The sequence below is a fragment of the Cryobacterium sp. TS_SC_7 genome (assembly GCF_056156285.1).
The window spans coordinates 2,058,816-2,083,320 of sequence record NZ_CM149589.1 but is presented as its reverse complement, the minus strand read 5'-3'; the positions used below and the strand labels follow the sequence as shown (position 1 = coordinate 2,083,320).

Here is a 24,505-nt window from a genome sequence, read left to right as displayed (position 1 = left end):
CAGGACCCAGTGATGACCAGCAACTCCCGCTCCGCGAGCTACTCGACCAACGCCGACGACAAGCCGGCTATCCACCTCACCCCGCAGAATGGGCGCCGTGGTGGGCTCCTGCCCGATGTTCCGACCCCGATCCTGGAATGCAAGGACGTGAACGTGTTCTACGGCGACTTCCGTGCCGTGACCGGAGTCAACCTGGCCTTCGGCCAGAACGAGATCACCGCCATGATCGGCCCGTCGGGCTGCGGCAAGTCCACCCTGCTGCGATCCCTGAACCGGATGAACGACCTCATTGTCGGTGCCCGCGTTGAAGGCTCCGTCACCTTTCAGAGCGAAGATATCTATGCCAAGGATGTCGACGCCATCGAGGTCCGTCGCCGCATCGGAATGGTCTTCCAGAAGCCCAATCCCTTTCCGAAGTCCATCTACGACAACATCGCCTACGGGCCGCGTGTGATCGGCATGAAGGCATCGAACATGGACGACCTGGTCGAGGAGGCCCTGACCCGGGCAGCCCTGTGGAACGAAGTCAAGGACAAGCTGAAACAGTCCGCTTTCGGGCTCTCCGGCGGACAGCAGCAGCGTCTGTGCATTGCTCGCACGATCGCCGTGAAACCTGACGTGATCCTGATGGACGAGCCGTGCTCGTCGCTCGACCCGATCGCCACGAACAAGATCGAAGACCTCATGTTCGAGCTACGTGAGGACTACACCATCGTCATCGTGACTCACAACATGCAACAGGCCGCGAGAGTCGCCGACCGCACGGCATTCTTCACCGCCCTTGCCAGTGAGGAAACCGGCGACCGAACCGGATTACTGGTTGAGTTCGACAGGACCGAGAAGATCTTCGAGTCCCCGTCGGACCAGCGCACCGAGGACTACATCTCCGGTCGGTTCGGGTGATTCTCATCAGGCCGGAAAAAGCCAGTGACAAGGCCGCGCCGCTGCAACGGGCCGCAGCCCGGCAGGTGCCCAGCGCCGTTCGCTGGCCCATCCGTGTCCTGATGATCGGCTCCGACGCGAACCTGGGCCAGGAATCCAGCGCCGATCTACTGCGACAGGGCATTGAACTGCATCCCTACTCGGAGGGTGCGGCCGCGCTGCTCGGCCTGAGCCAGGAGGAGCCGGCAGCGATCATCGCGCCGACCGATATGCGCGGCGTGGAGATCCTCCGTTTCATCGATGCCGTCAGCGCCTGGGCGGATGTGCCGGTCATCGTGGGCGTGGCCGGCGGAACAGAGTCTTACGAAGTGGCGTTTCACGCCCTCGAACATGGCGCCCGCGCCCTGCTTGCCCTGCCCTTCAGCGCCCAGAGCCTGGCCGACACGCTCCACCAGTTGGGTGCGTACGGTCCGCGTTTGGGGGATCCGGCGCTCACCCTGACGGTTGGGCCCATCATTCTGGAACCCCAAGCATTTCGTGTCAAAGTCGACGGCAAATTCGTTGCGCTCACCCCCCGGGAGTTCCAGCTCCTGAAATATCTGATGAATGAGACGCCGCGGGTCGTGACCGCCGAAGAACTCACCGCGGGCCATGGGATCTACGATGACGGCAGCGTGGCGGGCACCCGGGTCGCTCTGGGACGGCTGCGCAAGAAACTTCTGACGGCGTCGCCTGAGGCCGCTGCCGTACTGGAAACCGTTCGAGGGCTCGGCTATCGGGTCGCCGAAACGTCCTAACTCTCCGAAGCGACGATGCCGAGGCTGCGCATCAGCGTCTCGACACGCTCCTGGATCTCGTCACGGATGATCCTGACCTCTTCGATTGAACGGCCGGCGGGGTCAGGGATGGGCCAATCCATGTAGCGGCGGCCCGGATAGATCGGACAGGCGTCGCCGCAACCCATCGTGATGACGATGTCGGCTGCCTGCACCACCTCATCGGTGAGCGGTTTGGGAAACTCCGCCAGTGTCGGCACACCGATCTCGTCCAGCGCGGTGACGACCATGTCGTCCAGGACCGGTGCCGGCTGGGATCCGGCCGTGCGCACATGGACCCGAGGTCCAGCGATATGGCGAAGCAGGCCGGCAGCCATCTGTGAGCGACCGGCGTTCTGCACGCACACGAAAAGCACCTTGGGCGTCCCGGACAGGTGAGGCCCTTGCGATGCCGCCAGAGCAGATAGCCGGTCGGTAACGATGCGGCTCGTCATCGAGGGCAAGTGACGGGTGACTTTGGCGCGTTCCTGGACGAGCGCGTAGCTTTCGGCCACATAGCGCTGAACGGTCTCCTTGGAGAAGTACGAGCTGAATCGGTACGCCAGACGATTAGAGATCTGTTGGATCACGGGAGGCAGGCTGGTCTCGGCAACCGCAGCCATTGTGGTCATCGCGGAGGGAGACCGCACGAGAGCAGGAACCAGCAACCGACCAAACCGGATCCACGCATCCGGCGACGGAATGTAGGCCGGGCCGTCCTGGGCCGGATTCGTCGTGGCGAGCCCGGCGTCGAGAAGAACCTGCAGGTGCGCGGTAGCGTCCGGACGATCGATTCCCAGCGTCAACCCGACGGAGCCGGCCGTGTGCACCCCATCCGGGTCGCTGACCAGGGCGCTGAGGACGCGCAGCCGCGCCGGGTCCACGAGGGCTGCAACCTGGCGTGCGCGTTCAGCCGCGGCGGCCGGGTCCAACGGCGGGAAAGCGGGACGGTGAGTCATGCCGACCTGGCTCAGCAGGACCGCGAACGCCGACCGGCGATCCGGGGAAATGGCGTACCCGACATTGCGACCGCTCTGGCCAGGACCTCGGCGGCATCTCGATCCAGAACCGATCGGGCAGGCTCGGGGGCGTTCTGCCCGAAACGCGTTGCCACCATACTGACAAGCCTATTCGACGGTCGGCCGGGACTTGATGCTCGGAGCACCTACACGGTGGTGGCGTCGTCGACCTGGCCGACGAGTTCCTCGATGATGTCCTCGAGGAACAGAACGCCGGTGGCGACGCCCTCGGAGTCGTACGACGTGGCGACATGCGCGCCGAGGCGACGCATCGAGGCCAGGGCGTCTTCGAGCTCGCTGTCCCGGAACACGGTCGCCAGGCGGCGGATGCGCTTGGCCGGCACCGGCTGCGTGAACCTGTTCCCCGAGGTGAGGTCCATCACATCCTTCAGGTGCAGGTAGCCGGTCGGCTCGCCATCCCTGTCGGTGAGAATGTAGCGGGAGTACCCGTGGCGGGCGACCGCCTGCTGGATGTCGGCGGGCGACGCGGACGCCGGCAGGCAGACCATGTCGGTTATCGGCACCTCCACGTCGGACACTCGCTTCGAGGTGAACTCGAATGCGGCGGAGAGGGTGCCCGAGGCATCCGACAGCATGCCCTCGCGGGTGGACTGCTCCACGATGCCGGCCACCTCGTCGAGGGTGAATGCGCTGGTCGCCTCATTCTTCGGCTGCACCTTGAACAGGCGCAGCACCCCGTTCGCAAGCCAGTTCAGGCTGACGATCACGGGGCTGAAGATGCGGGCCACGAGCACGAGCGGCGGCGCCAGGATGAGCGCGGCCCGGTCGGGCACGGAGAAGGAGATGTTTTTGGGCACCATCTCGCCGAACACCACGTGCAGGAATGTCACCAGGGCGAGGGCGATTCCGAAGGCGACCACGCTGATCGCGCCCTCGGACAGCCCGGTCAGGGCGAGCGGGTACTCCAGCAGCCCGTGGATGGCCGGTTCGGAGACGTTCAGGATGAGCAGCGAACACACGGTGATGCCCAGCTGGCTGGTCGCCAGCATCAGGGTCGCGTGTTCCATCGCCCAGAGGGTCGTTTTCGCGGCCTTGCTGCCGCGCTCGGCGAGCGGCTCGATCTGGGACCGGCGGGCCGAGATCACGGCGAACTCTGCGCCGACGAAGAACGCGTTGACGATCAACAGCACGACGAGCCAGATCAGGCCCGGCCAGTACTCACTCATGGATCAGGTCCTTCTGGATTCGGGTGACGATTCGGTCGTGCCTGGTGGCCAGGCTCGGGTCATGCTCCGGGTCTGAGGGGGTGTAGCGCACGCGCTGAACCTGCACGCCATCGACCCGGTCGATGCGCAGGATGCCCCCGTCGACGGGCACCTCGTCGCCCAGTTCGGGAATGCGGTCGAGTTGGTCGGCGATGAAACCGCCGACGCTCTCGTAGTCGCCGTCCTCGGGCACGGTGACACCCGTGCGATCGAAGAGTTCGTCCGGACGCCATGCAGCGTCGAACACCACGGAACGACCCGTTCGGATGGCTCCGGCCCTGGCCCGGTCGTGCTCGTCTTCCAGTTCACCCACAAGTTCCTCGACGAGGTCCTCGAGAGTGACGATGCCGGCCGTTCCGCCGTATTCGTCGGCGACGACCGCGATCTGATAGCCCTGCTTACGCAACATCCCGAGGAGCGTGTCGACGGCCATCGACTCGGGCACGCGCAGCGCCTCCACCTTCAGCTCGTCCGCCGTGACCCGGTCACGTTCGGCAAGCGCGACAGCGAAGGCCGCCTTGACGTGCAGCACCCCGACGATGTCGTCGGAATCCCTGTCGATCACCGGGAAACGCGAGTAGCCGGTGGCCGTGGACAGCGCCACGATGCTTGCGGCGGTGTCGGTGATCTTGACCGACGACATCCGCACCCGGGGGGTCATCACGTCGTCGACGGTGTGGTCGGCGAACCGGAGGGTGCGGTGCAGCATCGCCGCGTGGTCGTTGTCGAGCACGCCCTCGAGGGCCGATCGGCGCACGAGGAAGCTGAGCTCCTCGGCGCTGCGGGCGCCGGAGAGCTCCTCCTTCGGCTCGATACCGACCAGACGGATCAGGGCGTTGGCGGTGTTGTTGAAGAGCAGGATGACGGGCTTGAACACCGTGGTGAACGCCGCTTGCAGTGGCACGACGAGTTTGGCGGTGGCCAGGGGAACGGCCAGGGCGAAGTTCTTCGGCACGAGCTCACCGATCACCATGGAGAACAGTGTCGCCACCGAAATCGCGATGACGGCGCCGAGCACCGGAACGAGGCCCTCGGGCACGCCGGCGCCCTCGAGGGGCCCGGTCAGCAACGAGGTGATGGCGGGCTCGAAGGTGAACCCGGTCAGCAGGGTGGTCAGGGTGATGCCGAGCTGCGCGCTGGACAGGTGCGTCGAGGTGATCTTCAGCGCCTTGATGGTCGGGCCGAGTCGTTTCTCGCCGCGCTCCCGCCGGGCCTCGAGCTCGTTGCGGTCGAGGGTGACCAGGGAGAACTCGGCGGCGACGAAGATGCCCGTGCCGACGGTGAGGAGCAGGCCGACCCCCACCATGGCCCACTCAAACAGCATGGGGCCCTCTCAGATTCGGGGGCAGGATGTCGAGGTGGGGCTGGATGGGCGAGGGTTTATCAGGGTCCATTGTGCTTTCAGAGTATCGGGCGGCCCGTGACCGTGGCTGGGAAACCGTCGGTGCCGGTCGCGCCGCCGGTCGTCGTCAGGTGGCCGTGATGCCGGTGGTTGCCGGCTGCGTGCCTGTGCCCGAGCCCCGAGCGGCGTTACTCTGTCGGCATGAACGAGGACACTGGTGCCCACGGGCATGGCCTGGGCGCCCGCTATGTGCACTTCATCGAGTGGATGAACGGCAAGCTGGTGCGCGCGATGGGCCCGGCGAATCTGGGGCCGTACAACGACGTCGTGACGAGTATCGGGGCGGCGGTGTGCCCGGTGTGCGGTCGGCCGATGGCCGAGCACAGCATCGATCACACCACCCCGAACGCGATTCTGCACTGCCCGGCAGGGCATCAGCCGGAGCCGCGGGAGGAGCCGGTCAACGAGCTCGGGATGTCCAAACCGCCCGGCTGATGCCCCAGCGCGCTACCGGGTGCGCGTTGCCCCGCTCTCCGCTGCCTGGGGTGCCTCGGGCGCCCGGTAATCGTCATGGGCCTGGGCCACGGCGGCGTCGAATTCGGCGTCGATCTCAGTGGACGGCTTGTGGGTGAGCAGGGAGACGACCACGGCGACCAGCAGGCTGGCGATGAAGCCCGGGACGATCTCGTACAGGGTGGCGCTCAGCGGCGAGTTGCCCCACGCGAAGACGACGACGGCGCCGGTGACCATGGAGGCCAGGGCGCCCCACGTGGAAAGCTTCTTCCAGTACAGGGAGAGCAGCACCACGGGACCGAAAGCCGCGCCGAACCCGGCCCAGGCGAAGCCGACCAGCTCGAGGATGGTCGCATCCCGGCCCAGGGCGATCAGACCGGCGACGAGCGCGACGAGCAGCACGCCGAGGCGCCCGAGCATGATCAGCTGCTTCGGCGAGGCGTCTTTCTTGCCGACGATCTTGTACAGGTCCTCCACCAGTGCCGAGGAGCAGACGATCAGCTGCGACGAGATCGTGCTCATGATGGCGGCGAGCACGGCGGCCAGCACGAGACCGGCGACGAACGGGTGGAACAGGATCTGCGAGAGCAGAAGGAAGACCGTTTCCGGGTTCTCCAGGGTCAGCTCGGGGTTCTGCTGGAAGTAGGCGATGCCGATCAGCCCGGTGGCGACGGCACCGAGGGCGGTCAGGATCATCCAACCGATGCCGATCCGGCGCCCGGCCTTGGCGTCCTGCGGGCTGCGCAGCGCCATGAAGCGCACGATGATGTGCGGCTGGCCGACGTAGCCGAGGCCCCAGGCCGCGGCGGAGATGACGCCCAGGACGGAGCCACCGGCGGTCAGGGAGAGCAGGTCGGGGTTGACGACGCGGAGGGAGTCGAGGGTGGCCGTCACGCCGCCGGTGGCGCCCAGGGCAACCAGAGGCACGACGACGAGCGCGACGAGCATCAGGATGCCCTGGGCGACATCGGTGAGAGTGGCGCCGAGGAACCCGCCGAACAGCGTGTAGAGCAGCGTGACCCCGGCGACGATCAGCATGCCGGTCAGGAAGGTGGAGCCGAAGGAGTTCTCAAAGAACACACCGCCGGCCACCATGCCGGAGGACACGTAGAACGTGAAGAACACCAGGATGATCACGCCGGAGACCGAGCGCAGCAGGCGCGAGGTGTCCTTGAGCCGGTTCTCGAAGAAGCTCGGGATGGTGATGGAGTTGTTGGCAACGTGCGTGTACGAACGCAGCCGTGGGGCCACGAACTTCCAGTTCAGCCAGGCACCGATGGTCAGGCCGATGGCGATCCACGCCTCCACCAGACCGGACACGTAGATGGCGCCCGGGAGGCCGAGGAGGAGCCAGCCGGACATGTCCGACGCGCCCGCGCTCAGCGCCGCGGTTCCGGGCTTCAGGCCGCGGCCCGCGAGCATGTAGTCGTCGAGATCCTTGGTCTGCCGGAAGGCGAACCATCCGATCGCGATCATGGCGGCGAGATACAAAGTAATCGCTACGAGCTGGAAGGTCTGATCCGTCATTGGAGTCCTTTATTCGGATGCCCGGGGTGCGGGCATACGGATGCCCGGAGTGCGGGCGGGGCAGTGGCCAAGTATCACAGACAAATGCACCCCCCTTAAACGGGGCGTCAGGGTCGGGAGGCGGGCCGCCGCATCAGCCAGGGGCGCAGCATCCGGGTGATCTGGGGCATCACCAGGAAGGTCATGGCCGGCGCCATCACGAACGTGGTGACCAGGATCTTGGGCAGGATGTCCACGTCGTGCCAGCCCGGGATGAGCCACGTTGCGAGCAGGGTGAAGGTCAGGTTGGCGGGGAAGAAGCCCATCCCGATGCTCACGGCCTGCTTCCAGCGCGGCACCTGGAACGACGGTGTGGCATTGACGTCGTCATCGTCGGAGGCGGGGGCGTCGAACCAGCCCTCGATGCCGGTGCGCTTCTCCACCCGGGCGTCGAGGATGAGGTCGTGGCCATCGATCAGCCAGTGGGCGCGTTCCTCGGAGCCCTCCCAGGTATCCAGCTGCTCGGAGGTCGCAAAGCGGTAGAGCATGTGCCAGCTGAGGGAATCGGCGGTGGCGCGCACCCAGCCCGAGCCGAGAAAACCCGGGAATTCGCTGGCCATGTCCATGCCCCGCTGGGCCCAGCGGGTGGCTTCGGGGATGCGGGTCGGTTCGACGCGGCGGGTGACGGAGACGGTGACGGAGGTCGCCGGGCGCGCTTGTGGCGTTCCTTTGGCGTTCCCCGGGGGTACGGAAGACATTCTGCAAGTATCGCGGCTGCACCCGCGCGGGAAGTTGCCGGGACGTTTCGGGCAGGTTAGAAGATCATCGGACGGTCGTCGTCCTCGCCCTCGAGGGTCAGCTCCACGACCACGGGCACGTGGTCGCTCGGAGCATCCCCCTTGCGCTCGGCGCGGTGGATGCTCGCGGCGGTCACCAGGTCCGCGAAGGCGGGGGAGCCGAGGATGAAGTCGATCCGCATGCCCTCGTTGCGGGGGAAGGCGAGCTGCTTGTAGTCCCAGTACGTGAACCCCTCCGGAACGAGCGGGCGCACCACGTCGGTGAACCCCTCGGTCTCGAAGGCGTGGAAGGCCTCCCGCTCCGGCGGGGAGATGTGGGTGGACAGCCCGGGGATGAGCCCGGGGACGTTCTGGTCGGAGTCCAGCGGCGCCACGTTCCAGTCGCCCATCAGGGCGAGGGCCAGGTGCGGATCGGCGGTGATTTCGGCGGCGGCATGCTCTCGGAGGCGGGCCAGCCAGTCGAGTTTGTAGGCGTAGTGCGGGTCGGCGAGGGCGCGTCCGTTCGGCACGTACAGGCTCCACAAGCGCAGCTCTTCCACCGTGACGCCGAGTGCCCGGGCCTCGAGCGGCAGGCCGGGACCCTCCTGACCTTTCAGGAAGCCGGGCATGCCGGGGAAGCCGGTGGCGACATCCGTCATCTCGTGGCGACTGGCGAAGGCCACGCCGTTCCACTGGCTGAGGCCGTGGATGGCAAGTTCGTAGCCGGCGTCCTCGAAGGCCTGCGCCGGGAACTGCTCGGGCTTGCACTTGATCTCCTGCATCGCGAGCACGTCGATGTCCTCGCGCACCATCCAGTCCACCACCCGGCCGACTCGGGCGCGGATGGAGTTCACGTTCCAGGTGGCGATGCGCATTCGTCCAGCCTATTTGACGGATGTCCCGCAACGGATGTCTCACAACGCCGCACTCGGCCGGGAACGCTCCGGCACGCCGCACGCGCAGCCCGCGGGTGCGTCGCTAGACTGACGAGGATCGCGCCCCGGCGCGGATGGGGGGACGCTGTGGGGGCGACAGTTGAGGCGCGCACGTCTGACGCCCTGTTCACTCAGATTCTTGCTGATCGACTGATCAGCACCAGGTTCCAACCCGTTGTCGAGCTCGACTCCGGCACCGTCGTGGCCTACGAGGCCCTCAGCCGGGGGCCGGTCGACACCGTGTTCCACAATCCGGCCGCACTCTTCGATCGCGCGCATGAGCTCGGCCTCGTCAACGATCTCGACCTGGCCTGTTGGCTGACAAGCATCCGCACCGCCACGGAACTGGGCTTCACCGCCGCGCACTCGCTGCTCGTCAATGTGGAGCCCGCATCGCTGCGCCGAGCCGACCTCGCCGACACGCCCCATCCGCAGGCCGCCGCTGTTCTCGAGGTCACCGAACGTGCCCTGATGAATGACCCGTCCGGACTGCTGTACGCCATCGACCGAGCGCGGTCGATGGGCTACCGCATCGCCATCGACGATCTCGGCGCCGACCCGGCCTCGCTGGCCCTGCTGCCCCTGCTGGCTCCCGACCTGATCAAGCTCGACATGGCGCTCATCCGCGAGCGCCCCGACCAGGATGCAGCCCGGGTGATGAGCGCCGTCGCCGCTCACGCCGAGCGCACCGGTGCCGTGGTGCTCGCCGAGGGCATCGAGACCGACGAGCACCGGGTCACCGCTCTCGCTCTCGGGGCCACGTACGGGCAGGGCTGGCTCTTCGGCCGCCCTGAGGCTGATGTGCCGAACGCGGCCGCCCTCGCCGGCATCGTCTTCCCTGCCGGCCCCTCGGTCTCACTGCCGACGAGCGGCACCCCGTTCGAGGTTGTGGCGCCGAGGCGCACCCCGCGGCTGTCGAATCGAGCGCTGCTGGTGGAGATGAGCATCTTCCTGGAGTCCCGGGCGCTGGCCAGCGGCGACTCCGCCGTGGTGCTGTCGACCTTCCAGAACCACCAGAACCTCACCCCCGCCACCCGGCGCCGCTACGACGCGCTCGCCGAGACGGCCGGGCTGGTGGCGGTGTACATGGCCGGGGATGCTGCGCTCGAGCGCGGCCGGGGCATCCGCGTGGCCCAGATCGATGCGAACGACCCTCTGCTCGACGAGTGGGACATCGTGGTGCTCACCGCGGATTTCGCCGCCGTCCTGGCCGCCCGCGAGGTCGACCCCTCCAACCACGCCGCGGGCTCGTACGAGTTCGTCGTCACGCATGACCGCGAGCTCGCCACAGCCGCCGCCCTCACCCTGATCAACCGCCTTCCCGCCTGACGCGTCGGTCGCCGCGCGGATGACGCCGAGCGGATGCCGCACGCCGCCTGCCCCGCGACCTAGTGCCCGTTCCGGTCGAGAGTGCCCGCTACGGCGGTCACTCTCGACCGGAACGGGAACAGTGGGCACCGGGTTTCTGGGTGGGGAGGGGCGTTCTCGGAGGCTGAAGTGACAGGATTGAGGCTCACGACGACAAGGGCAGGGGCGGTTCCGATGACGGATTTGCAGATCGGCTATGCGGCAATGCTGGAGCAGTTCGCCCCCGCGGAGGCGGTGGCCCTCTCGGCCTACGCCGAGGAACACGGGTTCACCGGGGTGATGGCGGCTGATCACTTCCAGCCGTGGGTGCCCGCCCAGGGGGAATCCTCCTTCGTCTGGAGCGTGCTCGCCGCGATCGGTGAGCGAACCAGGGGCGACCTCGGCCCCGGCGTCACCGCGCCCACCTTCCGCTGGCACCCGGCCATGGTCGCCCAGGCCTCCGCGACCCTCGCTGCGATGTACCCCGGACGGCACTGGCTGGGCCTGGGCTCCGGTGAGGCGCTCAACGAGCACATCGTCGGCCAGTACTGGCCGGAAGCCCCGGAGCGGATCAACCGCATGTTCGAGGCCATCGAGATCATCTCGAAGCTGTTCACCGCCTCCATCGCCGGCAAAGACGTCAAGCACTCCGGCCAGTTCTACAAGCTCGAGTCGACCCGGCTCTGGACCATGCCCGAGGTGGCCCCGGAGATCCTCGTCGCCACGGCCGGCCCGGTCACCGCGAAACGCGCCGGCCGTCACGCCGACGGATTGATCACGGTCGGCGCCCCGCTGGAGAAGATCTCGATGCTGTTCGGCAAGTTCGACGACGGTGCCCGCGACGCCGGCAAGGACCCGGCCGCCATGCCCAAGGTGCTGCAGCTGCACATGAGCTGGGCCGAAACCGACGAGGAAGCCATGCGGAACGCCCTGGTCGAATGGCCGAACGGCGGAATGAAGTTCCCGAAGGCGGACATCCGTTCACCGTTCGAATTCGAGCAGATCGCCAAGCTCGTGCGCCCCGAGGACTTCGAGGGCCGCATGATCATCTCGGCCGACCCCGACGACCACCGGGCGTACATTCAGAAGTTCGTCGACCTCGGCTTCGACCGCATCTACCTGCACAACGTGGGACGCAACCAGCGCCAGTGGATCGACGTGTTCGGCCGCGACGTGCTGCCGAAACTCGTGCGCTAGCCGTGACGGAACCGGTGTCCGCCGAGCGGCCTGCCACCACCGCGGTGAGCGTTTTCGTGCTCGAGGGCATCGGCGAGATCGTCGCCGGCGACGATCTCGCCGCGCTCATCGCGGGTGCGGCCGGGTCCCGGCTCGAGCATGGCGACATCCTGGCGGTGACCAGCAAGATCATTTCCAAGGCCGAGGGCCGGCAGGTTGCCGCCGCCGACCGGGAGCAGGCGATCACCGACGAGACCGTGCGGGTGGTGGCCACCCGTGCATTCCCGGGCGGGGTCACGCGCATCGTCGAGAACCGGCAGGGTCTCGTCATGGCCGCAGCCGGCGTCGACGCGAGCAACACCCCCGACGGCACGGTGCTGTTGCTGCCCGTCGACCCCGACGCCTCCGCGCGCGCGCTCTGCACCGCCCTGTGCGAGCGCACGGGCCTGCGCCTCGGCGTGATCATCACCGACACCGTCGGCCGCCCCTGGCGGGAGGGCCAGACCGACATCGCGATCGGCGCGGCCGGCGTGGCGGTGCTCGATGACCTCCGGGGCACGGATGACGCGTTCGGCCGCCGCCTCTTCGTCACCGTCGCGGCCGTGGCCGACGAGATCGCCGGCGCCGCCGACCTCGTGAAGGGCAAGACCAGTGGCAACCCCGTGGCCGTGGTGCGCGGGCTGGGGCGCCTCGTGCTCGAGCCGAGCGCCGGGCCGGGCGAGGCGGATGCCCCCGGCGCGACCCGGCTGCTGCGCCCGAGCGAGAACGACATGTTCCGGCTGGGGAGCGCTGAGGCTCACGCGGAGGGTTTCGCGGACGGTCGCGCGGAAGGTTTCGCGGACGGGTACGCGGCAGGTCTGGCTGCAGCAGGGCTGGCCGCGGCCTCGGCCGGAGCCGCGGCGGGCGCTGCCGTCGGCGACCCGGCATCCGTCACCGAATGAGCTGGGTGGCGATCGTGCCGGTGAAGGGCAACCCCGGGGCGAAGAGCCGGCTCGGCGACCGGCCCGACCGGGCCGGACTGGCGGATGCCTTCGCCCTCGACACGGTCGCGGCTCTGCTCGCGGCACGCGGGGTGGACCGGGTGCTGGTGGTCACCGCCGATGACGCACTCGCCACCCGGCTCGCGGCTCTCGGCGCGGAGATCGTGCCGGAGCAGCGGTGGACCGGTGACGGCGGGCCGGTAGCGTCGGTCTCCGAGGAAGGCCGCGAGGGTGCAGGCCCGATGAACGCGGCGATCCGCACCGGGCTTGCGGCGGCACGCGCACGACTCCCGCTGGCGAACCTGATGGTGCTGACCGGGGACCTCCCGGCCCTGACCCCCGCGGACGTCGAGCGCACCCTGCACCTCGCCGCCGCGCGGGAGCGCAGCCTGGTGCCCGACGCGGCCGGAACCGGAACCACGACCCTGCTCGCGCTCGCCGGGATCCCGATCGAGCCTCGGTTCGGGGAGGGATCCCGGGCTGCCCATGAGGCCGCCGGCCATGTGGTGCTCGGGCTGGAGGCATCCGTTTCGATCCGATGCGACGTCGACACCACCGCCGATCTCGCCGTGGCGCAGCGCCTCGGCCTCGGCGAGCACACCCGACTCCTCGTCGACGGTCCCGGGGCGGCTTCCGCCGGTTGACCGGCGCGCTGCCCGCGCTGCGACGCTAAAGCAGGAGATATTCCGGACACGCCGGCTGAGCAGGCGCTGCGACCGGCGTGTCGCGAAAATCTCCGACCTTCCGTGCATGCCGATTGCGGCATGACGTCGAAGAGGCCCTGGCGCTACCGCCGCCGCGGGCGCTCCCTGTGGCCCGCCGCCGCAGTTCAGACCACCGCGAGGGTGCCGCGGGCAAGGTCCAGCGTGTCGGCTGCGAGCCGTTTCGTCGTGGGCGCATCGCGCATCCAGAGCGGCACGGCGACCGCACGGATGCCGGCAGCCGCCAGCGCCGGCAGCGCGCCGGCATCCGTCTCGTCCACCAGCCACGCGTCGAGCACGCCGTTCGCGGCCCGGGAGCCGTAGTGCAGGCCCACGGCCTCGGCCGAAGTCTGCACACCGATGGTGTGCAGGCAGGCGTCGGCCATGCCGCGCACGGCGAAGCCCGCGATGATCGGCGAGACGCCGACCACGGCGGCGTTCGTGTGGCGCAGGGCGTCGCGGATGCCCGGAACGGCCAGGATCGTGCCCACCGAGACGACCGGATTCGACGGCGGCAGGATGACCAGGTCGGCAGTCAGGATGGCGTCGACGACCCCGGGCGCGGGCACCGCGGACTCGAGCCCGACCTGCACGAACTCGGTCACCGGCACGCCTGCGCGGTAGCGCACCCACCACTCCTCGAAGTGGATCAGCTCGCCCGCCCGGTGCTCATCCGCATCCATAGCCAGTCGGGCATGTGTCTCGACGGGGGTGTCGCTCATCGGCAGCAGCCGGGCCCCCGGCTGCCAGCGGCGGCAGAGGAACTCGGTGGCCTCGCTCAGAGTGGCCCCGTTCCGGAGCAGGTCGCTGCGCACGATGTGCGTGGCCAGATCCAGGTCGCCGAGCGTGAACCAGGACCAGCCGCGCCCGTAGGCGGCGATCTCTGCGGAGGCGCGGCGGGACTCCTCCGGCCGCCCCCAGCCCTGCTCCTCGTTGATGCCGCCGCCCAGGGTGTACATCACGGTGTCGAGGTCGGGGCAGATGCGCAGCCCGTCGAGCCACATGTCGTCTCCCGTGTTCACGATCACGGTCACCGTCGCATCCGGTTCGGTGTCCGCTAGGTGCTGCAGCAGCCCGCGGGTGAACCGGGCGCCGCCGATGCCTCCGGCCAGAACCGTGATGGTCGTCATGCTTGTCCTCTTCCGCGCCGGTGGTATGTCAGGGCAGGCGCAAGCGCCGGGGCCGCGGTCACGGGTGCGAACCCGGGCGCCGCCGCCGGCGAGAACACGATCACCGGATGTCCGCCGCGCGGATGCGGGATCACATCACAGTCCACGCCGTAGACCTCTGCGATGGTGGCGGGCCGCAGCACCTCCTCGGGGGTGCCGGCGGCGACGAGCCGGCCGCGATGGAGCAGCAGGATCTGGTCGCAGAACGCGGCCGCCAGGTTCAGATCGTGCAGAGCCATGATGGCGGTCAGGCCTGTGCCTGTGCCTGTGCCGGCAGCGGGATCGGCGCACAGCCCGCGCACCTGCCCGAGCAGCCCGAGCTGGGCGCTCACGTCGAGGTGGTTGTTGGGTTCGTCCAGCAGGAGCAGGCTCGGGCGCTGAGCGAGCGCCCGGGCGATCTGCGCGCGCTGCTGCTCACCGCCGCTGAGCGTGTGCCAGGCCCGGTCGGCCAGGTCGCTGCCGCCGACCATGGCCAGCGATTCCTCGGCGACCCGGTGGTCGTCGTCGCCGCCGAAGCTGCCGAGCACCCGGCTGCGATGCGGGATCCTTCCGAGCAGCACGACCTCGCGCACCGTGAGGTCGATGCTGGGGGCGGCGTTCTGCTCGAGCAGCGCCACCCGCCGGGCGGTTTCCCGCCGCGACAGCGCCGACACTCCCCGGGCGCGAACCCCGCCGACGTGCTCTCCGTCGAGTTCTACGCCGCCGGCATCCGCTGTCTCCAGCCCCGCGATCAGGCGCAGCAGCGTGGATTTGCCGGCCCCGTTGGGCCCGAGCAGGCCGGTGACCGCGCCCGTGGGGACGACGGCCGACACGTCGGTCAGAATCGGGGTGCCGCCCATCCGGAATGACACCCGGTCGAGGATCACGACCATGCGGCGGCCTTCCTGCTCTTGATCAGCACGATGAAGACGGGCACGCCGATCAGCGCGGTGATGATGCCCACGGGCAGTTCGCGCGGGTCGAACACCGTGCGGGCGAGCGTGTCGGCCAGGATCAGGAACAGGGCGCCGAGCACGACGGTCAGCGGCAGCAGGCGGCGGTGTCCCGGCCCGCTCAGGCCGCGCACGAGGTGCGGCAGGATCAGGCCGACGAAGCCGATGGCCCCGCTCACGGCCACCATCGCGCCGGTCAGCAGCGCCACCGCGCCGAGCAGCATCCACCGGGTGCGGTTGACGTTGATGCCGAGGGATGCCGCGGCCGTGTCCCCGAAGGTGAACGCGTCCAGGCGGGTGGCCGAGAGCAGGATTCCGCTGCCGACCAGCACCAGCGCGGTGCCCGAGATCACGACGCTGGACCACGAACTGCCGGCCAGCGAGCCCAGCAGCCAGTTCAGGATCTCCCGGTAGGAGTCGCCCTTGGCGGCCCAGAAGATGATGAACGAGGTGCCGGCTCCCCCGAGCTGGGCGATCGCCAGCCCGGAGAGCACCGCGCGACCGGGGGTGATGGTGCCGCCGACCCGGGCGATGCTGAGTGTGGCGACGAGGGCGGCCAGCGCGCCGAGGAACGCGGCGGCGGGCAGGGCCACGGCCACGCCGAGGATGATGACGCAGACCGCGCCGAGGGAGGCTCCGCTGGACAGCCCGAGCAGGTAGGGATCCGCCAGCGGGTTACGGGTCACCGACTGCATGACCGCGCCGCTGAGCGCGAGGCCTGCCCCCACCGCGGCCGCGGTCAGCACGCGCGGGAGGCGCAGCTGCCACACGATCGAGTCGGTCAGCGGGGCCACCTCGGCCACGGCGGGCAGGCCGAGGTGCCCGGCCAGGCTCGCGGCGACATCCGTCAGTCTCACGTCGGCCGGGCCGATCGTCACGGCGATCCCCGCCGTGAGCACGAGCGCCAGCACCGACAGGGCCAGCCAGCCCAGATAGCGGGCGCGCGAGGTGTCACGACGGCGCTGGGCCGCCGTTCGCTCCGCCTGCTGCACCTCCATGTGAATCACCTGCCTTGTCTGCCTGTCGGTCGTGCCCTGTCGGTCGGGTGCCGGTGTGCTCGGCTCGGCCGCGGGTCGGCCCTAGCCGACCGTCGACGGCTCGAGCGCCGCGAACTGCTCGATGGTCGACGCGGCGGCCTCCACATTGCGGATTCCGGCCTCGGTGGCCGCGAACGGCAGCACGATGTAGTGCTTCGCCTTCACGGCGTCGAGCTGCTGCGTGGCCGGGTTGGCCTCGAGGTTCGCGATCTTCGACGCCGCGGTGTTCCAGGTGGCGTCGACGAGCACGATCACGCTCGGGTTCGCCTCGACGACCGATTCCCAGCCCACCGAGGTCCAGGTGTCCTTCACGTCAGCGAACACGTTGGTCAGGCCCGCGGCCTCCAGGATCATGTTGGGCGAGCCGATGCCGGCACCCACGTAGGGGGTGTCGGTGCCGCTCGAGTACCAGAGCGCGGTGGTGTCGTCGTCGGTCGGTTGCAGGGCCGCGAGGGTTTCCTGCTGGTCGGCGACCAGCTCGGCCGCGGCCTCCTCGGCGCCGAAGATCGCGCCGGCCTCGGTGATCTCGTCGAACACGGAGTCGAAGGTGAGCGGGTCGGGCATATACCCCTCGCCCTTACAGGCCGCGGGGGAGACGTAGCTGCCGATGCCGAGGTCGCTGAGGCCCGCGCGTTCGCCCACGCCCTCGGCCGAGAAGTTGGACTCCCAACCGGCGTAGACGAAGTCGGGCGTGAGGCCGAGGACGGCCTCCTGGCCGGGTACGAAGTCGCTGACCACATTCAGGTCGGCGCCGGCCTTGTCGAGGGATGCCGGCAGCGGCCCGTCGAGGAACGCCGAGCCCACGATGCGGTCGGCCAGGCCGAGTGCGAGCAGCAGCTCGGTGGTCGAAGACTTGATCGTCACGATGCGCTCGGGCGCGGCCTCCACGGTCACGTCGGTGCCGCAGTTGTCGATCGTGACCGGATAGCCCGCGCCCGCGCCCGCGCCCGTGCCGGCGCCCGGCTCAGCGGTGGGCTCGGCAGCGGGACTCGCCCCGGCGCATCCGCTCAGCAGCAGCGCGGACGCGGCAGCGCCCACCGCCATGAGGTACATCGGCTGAAGTTTCACAGAACCACCTAGATTCGGTCCCACCCTCGGCCGCGAGAGCGCAGAATGCGCCCTTATGGCGTCGCGGAAGGGGCAGATTTTGCGCTTTCGCGAGCGGAGAGGCTGGGAGAAGAAGAAATGGGAACCGAGGGAGTGTCGGCGACCCGTCGCTCAAGTCAGAGGCGACGCAACCGGTCAGAGCCAACCGGCGGTCTGCTTTCAGCCTAGGCCAGAACGTCGGCGGGGCCCATCCTGCGGGCGCCGCGAGCGCCTCCGGCGCCGCGGGCACAGGAGGGCATGGGGGTGACGGATGATCGGACCACCCGCGTGTGCCGGACCCTCCGTGGGGATAAACCCTTGCCACCGGCTGATTCGCTCGACAGGATGAGGAACGCACGTGTCGCGAAAGAAGAACCACTACGGACAATGTCGTTCGGCTTGACGTTGTTCCATCACCGGCGAATGTGGAGACAAGATGACTGTAGTTCGGGCAGCAATCACCCAGACCGCGTGGACGGGTGACCAGGAGTCGATGATTCGCAAGCACGAGGGGTTCGTGCGCACGGCCGCCGAAGCGGGAGTGCAGGTGATCTGCTTCCAGGAGTTGTTCCACGGCCCGTACTTCGGCATCGTGCAGGATCCCAAGTATTACGCGTACGCGCAGAGCGTGCCGGGCCCGCTCACGGAGCGGTTCCAGAAGCTTGCCGCCGAATACGAGATGGTGATCGTGCTTCCCGTCTATGAGGAGGAGCAGCCCGGTGTGCTCTACAACACGGCTGCCGTGATCGACGCCGACGGCAGCTACCTCGGCAAGTACCGCAAGCACCACCTGCCCCACCTGCCCCAGTTCTGGGAGAAGTTCTACTTCCGTCCCGGCAACGCCGACTTTCCCGTCTTCGACACCAGGGTCGGCAAGATCGGCGTCTACATCTGTTACGACCGGCACTTCCCGGAGGGTTGGCGGGTGCTCGGCCTGAACGGCGCCGAGATCGTCTTCAACCCCTCGGCCACCAAGCCCGGCCTGTCCAACCGGCTCTGGGAGCTCGAGCAGCCGGCCGCCGCCGTCGCCAACCAGTACTACATCGGCGCCAACAACCGCATCGGCACCGAGACCGAGGAATTCGGCGACGAGGCTGTCACGTTCTACGGCAGCTCCTACTTCGTCGACCCGCGCGGCAACTACGTCGGCGAGGTGGCCTCCACCGACACCGAGGAGATCGTCATCCGCGACCTCGACCTGGGCGTCATCCGCGAGGTGCGCAACTCGTGGCAGTTCTACCGGGACCGCCGTCCCGACTCCTACGGCCCGATCGTCGCACCGTAGGCCGGGGCCCGCCATGAAGACCCTGATCCAGAACGGCACCGTGGTCAGCGCGACCGGCCGGGTGCAGGCGGATGTCCTCATCGACGGCGAGATCATCGTCGCCGTGCTTGCACCCGGCTCCGCCCTCCTCGGAAACGACCTCGCCGCATCCGTCGACCGCGTGATCGACGCCACCGGCAAGTACGTGATCCCCGGCGGCGTCGACGCGCACACGCATATGCAGCTGCCGTTCGGCGGAACCGCCGCCAGCGACACCTTCGAGACCGGCACCCGGGCCGCGGCCTGGGGCGGCACCACCACCATCGTCGACTTCGCGGTGCAGAGCTACGGCCAGCGCGTCTTCGACGGTCTGGCGGCCTGGCACGAGAAGGCCGCCGGGAACTGCGCCATCGACTACGGCTTCCACCAGATCATCGGCGACCTGAACGAGGACTCGCTGCAGGCGATGGACGGGCTGCTCGACGAGGGTGTGTCCAGCTTCAAGCTGTTCATGGCCTACCCCGGAGTCTTCTACTCGGATGACGCGCAGATCCTGCGCGCCATGCAGAAGTCGGCCGAGACCGGGCTGATGACCATGATGCACGCCGAGAACGGCCCGGCCATCGACGTGCTCGTCGCGCAGCTGCTCGCACAGGGCAAGACCGACCCCTACTACCACGGCGTCGCGCGCGCCTGGCAGCTGGAGGAGGAGGCCACGCACCGTGCGATCATGCTCGCCAACCTCACCGGGGCGCCGCTCTATGTGGTGCATGTGAGCGCCAAACAGGCCGTCGAGCAGATCGCCGCCGCCCGCGACCTGGGCCAGAACGTGTTCGGTGAGACCTGCCCGCAATACCTCTATCTGTCGCTCGAGGAGAATCTCGGGGCACCCGGTTTCGAGGGGGCGAAGTGGGTCTGCTCCACCCCGCTGCGCTCACGGGCCGAGGGCCACCAGGACCACCTGTGGCAGAGCCTGCGCACCAACGACATCCAGATGGTCTCCACCGATCACTGCCCGTTCTGCATGAAGGGCCAGAAAGAGCTGGGCCTGGGCGACTTCTCGAAGATCCCCAACGGCATCGGCTCGGTCGAGCACCGCCTGGACCTGCTCTACCAGGGCGTCGTGAACGGCCGCATCTCACTCGAACGCTGGGTGGAGATCACCTCGACCACGCCGGCCCGGATGTTCGGCCTCTACGGCAGGAAAGGGGTCATCCAGCCCGGGGCGGACGGCGACATCGTGATCTACGACCCGAACGGCCACACCTCGATCGGCCTGCCCGTCAACGGGAACGGCAAGACCCACCACATGAACATGGACTATTCGGCCTGGGAAGGCTACGAGATCGACGGCCACGTCGACACCGTGCTCTCCCGCGGCAAGATCGTCATCGACGACAACGCCTACCTCGGGGCCAAGGGCGACGGTCGGTTCGTCAAGCGCGGCCTGAGCCAGTACCTGATCTAGACGGGACACCAGATGGATTTCGGAGCAGTACTGCAGACCAACCCGCCGGCCGCCCGCACGGTGCAACTGGCCAAGCTGGCCGAGGCGCACGGCTTCAGCCACGTCTGGACGTTCGACTCGCACCTGCTCTGGCAGGAGCCCTACGTCATCTACAGCCGCATCCTCGCGGAGACGAACACGATCATCGTCGGTCCCATGGTCACCAACCCCGGCACCCGCGACTGGACGGTGACGGCGTCGACCTACGCGACCCTGAACGAGATGTACGGCAACCGCACCATCTGCGGCATCGGCCGCGGCGACTCGGCGGTGCGCGTGATCAACGGGGCGCCCACCACCCTGAAGACGCTGCGCGAGTCGGTGCACGTCATCCGTGAACTCGCCAACTCCCGGTCGGTCGAGTACAACGGTGCGACCCTGCAATTCCCATGGAGCCGCGGGTCGACCCTCGACGTGTGGGTGGCCGCCTACGGTCCGCTGGCCCTGAAACTGGCGGGCGAGGTCGGCGACGGCTTCATCCTGCAGATGGCCGACCTCGACGTGGCCGCGTGGATGATCCAGACCGTGCGGGAGGCGGCGGCGAATGTCGGCCGCGACCCGTTGTCGATCAAGTTCTGCGTGGCTGCGCCGATGTACATCGGCGATAACTGGGGCCATATGCGCAACCAGTGCCGCTGGTTCGGCGGCATGGTCGGCAACCACGTGGCCGACATCGTCGCCAAGTACGGCACCGAATCGAAGGTGCCGAAGGCGCTGACCGACTACATCACCGGCCGGCAGGACTACGACTACAACCAGCACGGCCGGGCCGGCAATGTACACGCGGACTTCGTGCCCGACGAGATCATCGACCGGTTCTGCCTGCTCGGCCCCGCGAAGGACCACATCGAGAAGCTCGAGGCCCTGCGCGCCATCGGCGTCGACCAGTTCGCCGGCTACCTGCAGCACGACAACAAAGAAGAGACGATGCGCGTCTACGGGGAGACCGTGATCCCGGCGATGGCCGACACCATCGTCGCGAAGACATGACGGGGTCTGCCCGAATAGGGCAGACTTCGAGCCGATTGAGGTCACACTGAGAGAGGATGATCCACGACCTCACCATCTCAACGCAGAGAGAAAGAACTCGATATCCGTGAATGACATCACACCATCAAGCGCCACGGCGAGCCGTAACGAGCTCGCCTACGACCTCGACCGGGCACACGTCTTCCACTCCTGGTCGGCCCAGGGTTCCCTGAAGCCGCTGGTGATCGCCGGCGGGCAGGGTTCCCGGGTCTGGGATTATGACGGGCGCAGCTACCTGGACTTCTCCAGCCAGCTCGTCAATGTGAACATCGGCCACCAGCATCCGGCCGTCACCGCGGCCATCATCGAGCAGGCCGGCCTGCTCGCCACCGTCGCACCCTCCACGGCGACGCTCTCCCGCGGCGAGGCCGCCAGGCGCATCGTCGAACGGGCGCCGGAGGGCTTCAACAAGGTCTTCTTCACCAACGGTGGGGCGGATGCGATCGAGAACGCGATCCGGATGGCGCGCCTGCACACGGGCCGCGACAAGGTGCTCTCCACCTACCGCTCGTACCACGGCAACACGGGCGCGGCCATCGTCGCCACCGGCGACTGGCGTCGCATCCCGAACGAGTTCGCCCGCGGGCACGTTCACTTCTTCGGCCCGTGGCTCTACCGCAGCGAGTTCTGGGCGACCAGCCCCGAGCAGGAGTCGGAGCGCGCCCTGCGCCACCTCGAGCGCGTGATCCAGAGCGAGGGTCCCGCGGGCATCGCGGCCGTACTGCTGGAATCCATCCCCGGCACCGCCGGCGTGCTCGTGCCGCCGCCCGGCTACCTCGAAGGCGTGCGCGCCCTGTGCGACCGCTACGACATCATGCTGATCCTCGACGAGGTGATGGCCGGCTTCGGCCGCACCGGCACCTGGTTCGCGTTCGACGGCTTCGACGTGGTGCCCGACCTGATCACCTTCGCGAAGGGCGTCAACTCCGGCTACGTCCCCACCGGCGGGGTGATCATCTCCGACTCCATCGCGCACGACTTCGACACCACGGTCTATCCCGGCGGACTCACCTACAGCGGGCATCCGCTGGCGATGGCGTCGATCGTGGCCGCCCTCGACGCCATGGAGACCGAGGGCATCGTGGAGAACGCCGCCCGGATCGGGCGCGACGTGCTCGCGCCGGGGCTCGCCGAGCTGCAGGCCAAGCACAAGGTCATCGGCGAGGTGCGCGGGCTCGGCGTGTTCTGGGCGCTGGAACTCGTCGCCGACCGGGAGACCCGCCAGCCGCTCAGCGGCGCCGTGATGGGCCGGATCAAGTCGGAACTGCTGGCCCGCAACCTGCTGCCGTTCCTGGCCGAGAACCGGATCCACGTGGTGCCGCCGTGCGTCGTCACCGACGCCGAGGTCGCCGAGGCGCTCGCGATCTACGACGAGGTGCTCAGCCTCGACCTGCTCGACTGACCGCCCCACCCCCTTCCGCCGGAGGTTGAGCTTGTCGAAACCGCTCGTCGAGGCCGGATCTCGACGGGCTCGATCACCGCATTTCCGGAGGTTGAGCTTGTCGAAACCGCTCGTCGAGGCCGGATCTCGACAGGCTCGATCACCGGGCCGCCGGAGGTTGAGCTTGTCGAAACCGCTCGTCGAGGCCGGATCTCGACGGGCTCGATCACCGCACTTCCGGAGGTTGAGCTTGTCGAAACCGCTCGTCGAGGCCGGATCTCGACGGGCGCGATCACCGCACCTCACCGCAACTCGATGACGAGAATGAAGAGAGACCAATGACCATGACCGAACTGCCCGCAATCACCCACTGGATCGACGGGGCTCCCGCCCTCGGCGTCTCGACCCGCACCGCGCCCGTCTTCAACCCTGCCCTCGGGACCGTCGCGAAGAATGTGCTCCTCGCCGACAGCACCGACGTCGACACCGCGGTCGCCTCCGCGCAGGCCGCCTACCCGCTCTGGCGCGACAGCTCCCAGGCGAAGCGCCAGGGGGTCATGTTCAACTTCCGCGAGCTGCTGAACGCGCGCAAGGGCGAGCTGGCCGACATCCTCACCGCCGAACACGGCAAGGTGACCTCCGACGCGCTCGGCGAGATCGCGCGCGGCCTCGAGGTCGTCGAGTTCGCGCTCGGCATGCCGCACCTGAGCAAGGGCGAGTACTCCGAGAACGTGTCCACGGGCGTCGACGTCTACACGCTGCGCCAGCCGCTCGGCGTGGTGGGCATCATCAGCCCGTTCAACTTCCCCGCCATGGTGCCGCTCTGGTTCTTCCCGATCGCCATCGCGGCCGGCAACACGGTCGTGCTCAAGCCGAGCGAGAAGGACCCGTCCGCGTCGAACTGGATGGCCGCACTGATGACCGAGGCGGGCCTGCCCGCCGGTGTGCTCAACGTCGTGCACGGCGACAAGGAAGCCGTCGACGCCCTGCTCGTGCACCCCGACGTGCAGGCGATCTCGTTCGTCGGCTCCACGCCGATCGCGAAGTACATCTACGAGACGGCCGCCCGTAACGGCAAGCGCGTGCAGGCCCTCGGCGGGGCGAAGAATCACATGCTCGTGCTACCCGACGCCGACCTGGACCTGGCCGCGGATGCCGCGGTCAACGCCGGTTTCGGCTCGGCGGGGGAGCGTTGCATGGCGATCAGCGTGGTGGTGGCCGTGGAACCGGTCGCCGACGAGCTGGTCGCCAAGATCACCGAGCGCCTCACGGGCCTCCGGGTGGGCGACGGCATGCGCGGATGCGACATGGGGCCGTTGATCACGAAGGTGCACCGCGACAAGGTGGCGTCCTACATCGACCTGGCCCACTCCGACGGCGCCGAGGTCGTCGTGGACGGCCGCGGCATCGAGGTGGACGGCGACGCGAACGGCTTCTGGCTCGGTCCGACCCTCTTCGACCGGGTCGGCATGGATTCGGACGTCTACCTCGACGAGATCTTCGGCCCGGTGCTCTCCATCGTGCGGGTCGCCAGCTACGCCGAGGGGCTCGCGCTGATCAACAAGAGCCGCTACGGCAACGGAACGGCCATCTTCACCAACGACGGCGGGGCCGCCCGAAGGTTCCAGAACGAGGTGCAGGTGGGCATGATCGGCATCAACGTGCCGATCCCCGTCCCGGTGGCCTACCACTCCTTCGGCGGCTGGAAGGACTCCCTGTTCGGCGACGCCAAGGCCTACGGCCCGGCCGGGATCGCCTTCTACACCCGGGAGAAGGCAATCACGAGCCGGTGGCTGGACCCCAGCCACGGCGGCATCAACCTGGGCTTCCCGCAGAACGCCTAGCTCCGGTTCGAGCACGTCCGCGGCCCCGAGAGGGAAGA

The 24,505-nt window shown here is 68.4% G+C and carries 22 protein-coding genes; 12 read left to right on the top strand and 10 right to left on the bottom strand.

Annotation, left to right across the window (positions count from 1 at the left end; genetic code table 11):
- The first annotated feature begins 129 nt into the window (after positions 1 to 129).
- Both pstB and AC0J5J_RS09545 read left to right on the top strand, forming a co-directional pair.
- Positions 130 to 903: a phosphate ABC transporter ATP-binding protein PstB gene (gene pstB / locus AC0J5J_RS09550; RefSeq protein WP_474900211.1), complete on the top strand. Its 774-nt coding sequence runs from the start codon at positions 130 to 132 to the stop codon at positions 901 to 903.
- A gap of 101 nt (positions 904 to 1,004) precedes the next feature.
- Positions 1,005 to 1,679, top strand: coding sequence for a response regulator transcription factor (locus AC0J5J_RS09545; RefSeq protein WP_474897723.1), 675 nt, complete (start codon positions 1,005 to 1,007; stop codon positions 1,677 to 1,679).
- On the opposite strand, the gene AC0J5J_RS09540 is transcribed toward AC0J5J_RS09545, so the two are convergent.
- The 3 genes from AC0J5J_RS09540 to AC0J5J_RS09530 all read right to left on the bottom strand — a co-directional run bounded on the left by AC0J5J_RS09540 (position 1,676) and on the right by AC0J5J_RS09530 (position 5,263).
- The gene (locus tag AC0J5J_RS09540) at positions 1,676 to 2,581 is read right to left on the bottom strand and encodes an arsenate reductase/protein-tyrosine-phosphatase family protein (RefSeq protein WP_474897721.1); all 906 of its coding nucleotides are present in this window, start codon (positions 2,579 to 2,581) and stop codon (positions 1,676 to 1,678) included. The genes AC0J5J_RS09545 and AC0J5J_RS09540 overlap by 4 nt on opposite strands.
- A gap of 281 nt (positions 2,582 to 2,862) precedes the next feature.
- A complete protein-coding gene (locus tag AC0J5J_RS09535; RefSeq protein ID WP_474897719.1) occupies positions 2,863 to 3,903 on the bottom strand; it encodes a hemolysin family protein in 1,041 nt (346 codons plus the stop codon).
- Positions 3,896 to 5,263, bottom strand: coding sequence for a hemolysin family protein (locus AC0J5J_RS09530; RefSeq protein ID WP_474900210.1), 1,368 nt, complete (start codon positions 5,261 to 5,263; stop codon positions 3,896 to 3,898). Before AC0J5J_RS09530 ends, AC0J5J_RS09535 begins: the two co-directional genes overlap by 8 nt.
- A gap of 222 nt (positions 5,264 to 5,485) precedes the next feature.
- Here AC0J5J_RS09530 and AC0J5J_RS09525 point away from each other — a divergent pair, with 222 nt between their 5' ends.
- Complete coding sequence (locus tag AC0J5J_RS09525; protein WP_474897718.1) at positions 5,486 to 5,779, top strand: hypothetical protein; 294 nt, start codon at positions 5,486 to 5,488, stop codon at positions 5,777 to 5,779.
- A 12-nt stretch (positions 5,780 to 5,791) separates the two neighbouring features.
- Here AC0J5J_RS09525 and putP read toward each other — a convergent pair whose 3' ends face one another.
- From putP to AC0J5J_RS09510, 3 genes are all read right to left on the bottom strand, one after another.
- Positions 5,792 to 7,324: a sodium/proline symporter PutP gene (putP, locus tag AC0J5J_RS09520; protein ID WP_474897716.1), complete on the bottom strand. Its 1,533-nt coding sequence runs from the start codon at positions 7,322 to 7,324 to the stop codon at positions 5,792 to 5,794.
- 107 nt (positions 7,325 to 7,431) lie between these two features.
- Entirely contained in the window at positions 7,432 to 8,061 is a 630-nt protein-coding gene (locus AC0J5J_RS09515) for an antibiotic biosynthesis monooxygenase (protein ID WP_474897714.1), read from the bottom strand.
- Positions 8,062 to 8,117: 56 nt separating this feature from the next.
- Positions 8,118 to 8,954 carry an exodeoxyribonuclease III gene (locus AC0J5J_RS09510; RefSeq protein WP_134423944.1) on the bottom strand — a complete coding sequence of 279 codons (837 nt, stop codon included), beginning with the start codon at positions 8,952 to 8,954 and terminating at the stop codon, positions 8,118 to 8,120.
- A 147-nt stretch (positions 8,955 to 9,101) separates the two neighbouring features.
- Here AC0J5J_RS09510 and AC0J5J_RS09505 point away from each other — a divergent pair, with 147 nt between their 5' ends.
- The 4 genes from AC0J5J_RS09505 to cofC all read left to right on the top strand — a co-directional run bounded on the left by AC0J5J_RS09505 (position 9,102) and on the right by cofC (position 13,161).
- Positions 9,102 to 10,343: a sensor domain-containing phosphodiesterase gene (locus AC0J5J_RS09505; RefSeq protein WP_474897712.1), complete on the top strand. Its 1,242-nt coding sequence runs from the start codon at positions 9,102 to 9,104 to the stop codon at positions 10,341 to 10,343.
- Positions 10,344 to 10,556: 213 nt separating this feature from the next.
- Entirely contained in the window at positions 10,557 to 11,558 is a 1,002-nt protein-coding gene (locus tag AC0J5J_RS09500; protein WP_134423946.1) for a TIGR03557 family F420-dependent LLM class oxidoreductase, read from the top strand.
- Positions 11,559 to 11,560: 2 nt separating this feature from the next.
- Positions 11,561 to 12,478, top strand: coding sequence for a coenzyme F420-0:L-glutamate ligase (gene cofE, locus AC0J5J_RS09495; RefSeq protein WP_474897710.1), 918 nt, complete (start codon positions 11,561 to 11,563; stop codon positions 12,476 to 12,478).
- Positions 12,475 to 13,161 carry a 2-phospho-L-lactate guanylyltransferase gene (cofC, locus tag AC0J5J_RS09490; RefSeq protein WP_474897708.1) on the top strand — a complete coding sequence of 229 codons (687 nt, stop codon included), beginning with the start codon at positions 12,475 to 12,477 and terminating at the stop codon, positions 13,159 to 13,161. Before cofE ends, cofC begins: the two co-directional genes overlap by 4 nt.
- 185 nt (positions 13,162 to 13,346) lie before the next feature.
- Here cofC and cofD read toward each other — a convergent pair whose 3' ends face one another.
- The 4 genes from cofD to AC0J5J_RS09470 form a co-directional block, all read right to left on the bottom strand.
- A complete protein-coding gene (gene cofD, locus AC0J5J_RS09485) occupies positions 13,347 to 14,348 on the bottom strand; it encodes a 2-phospho-L-lactate transferase (protein WP_474897706.1) in 1,002 nt (333 codons plus the stop codon).
- A complete protein-coding gene (locus AC0J5J_RS09480) occupies positions 14,345 to 15,259 on the bottom strand; it encodes an ABC transporter ATP-binding protein (protein WP_474897704.1) in 915 nt (304 codons plus the stop codon). Before AC0J5J_RS09480 ends, cofD begins: the two co-directional genes overlap by 4 nt.
- On the bottom strand, positions 15,250 to 16,317 hold the full coding sequence (locus AC0J5J_RS09475; protein WP_474897702.1) for a putative F420-0 ABC transporter permease subunit: 1,068 nt from the start codon (positions 16,315 to 16,317) through the stop codon (positions 15,250 to 15,252). The genes AC0J5J_RS09480 and AC0J5J_RS09475 overlap by 10 nt, the downstream gene beginning before the upstream one ends.
- A gap of 81 nt (positions 16,318 to 16,398) precedes the next feature.
- Positions 16,399 to 17,424, bottom strand: coding sequence for a putative F420-0 ABC transporter substrate-binding protein (locus tag AC0J5J_RS09470; RefSeq protein WP_474897700.1), 1,026 nt, complete (start codon positions 17,422 to 17,424; stop codon positions 16,399 to 16,401).
- A gap of 454 nt (positions 17,425 to 17,878) precedes the next feature.
- On the opposite strand from AC0J5J_RS09470, the gene AC0J5J_RS09465 reads away from it, so the two are divergent.
- From AC0J5J_RS09465 to AC0J5J_RS09445, 5 genes are all read left to right on the top strand, one after another.
- A complete protein-coding gene (locus AC0J5J_RS09465; protein WP_474897698.1) occupies positions 17,879 to 18,727 on the top strand; it encodes a nitrilase-related carbon-nitrogen hydrolase in 849 nt (282 codons plus the stop codon).
- Positions 18,728 to 18,740: 13 nt separating this feature from the next.
- Positions 18,741 to 20,174 carry a dihydropyrimidinase gene (hydA, locus tag AC0J5J_RS09460; protein WP_474897696.1) on the top strand — a complete coding sequence of 478 codons (1,434 nt, stop codon included), beginning with the start codon at positions 18,741 to 18,743 and terminating at the stop codon, positions 20,172 to 20,174.
- 12 nt (positions 20,175 to 20,186) lie between these two features.
- The gene (locus tag AC0J5J_RS09455; RefSeq protein WP_134423951.1) at positions 20,187 to 21,203 is read left to right on the top strand and encodes a TIGR03842 family LLM class F420-dependent oxidoreductase; all 1,017 of its coding nucleotides are present in this window, start codon (positions 20,187 to 20,189) and stop codon (positions 21,201 to 21,203) included.
- Between the two features lie 115 nt (positions 21,204 to 21,318).
- Positions 21,319 to 22,644 (top strand): aspartate aminotransferase family protein, encoded by a 1,326-nt coding sequence (locus tag AC0J5J_RS09450; protein ID WP_134423960.1) that lies wholly within the window; start codon positions 21,319 to 21,321, stop codon positions 22,642 to 22,644.
- Between the two features lie 317 nt (positions 22,645 to 22,961).
- Entirely contained in the window at positions 22,962 to 24,467 is a 1,506-nt protein-coding gene (locus tag AC0J5J_RS09445) for a CoA-acylating methylmalonate-semialdehyde dehydrogenase (protein ID WP_474897694.1), read from the top strand.
- The last annotated feature ends 38 nt before the right edge of the window (positions 24,468 to 24,505 follow it).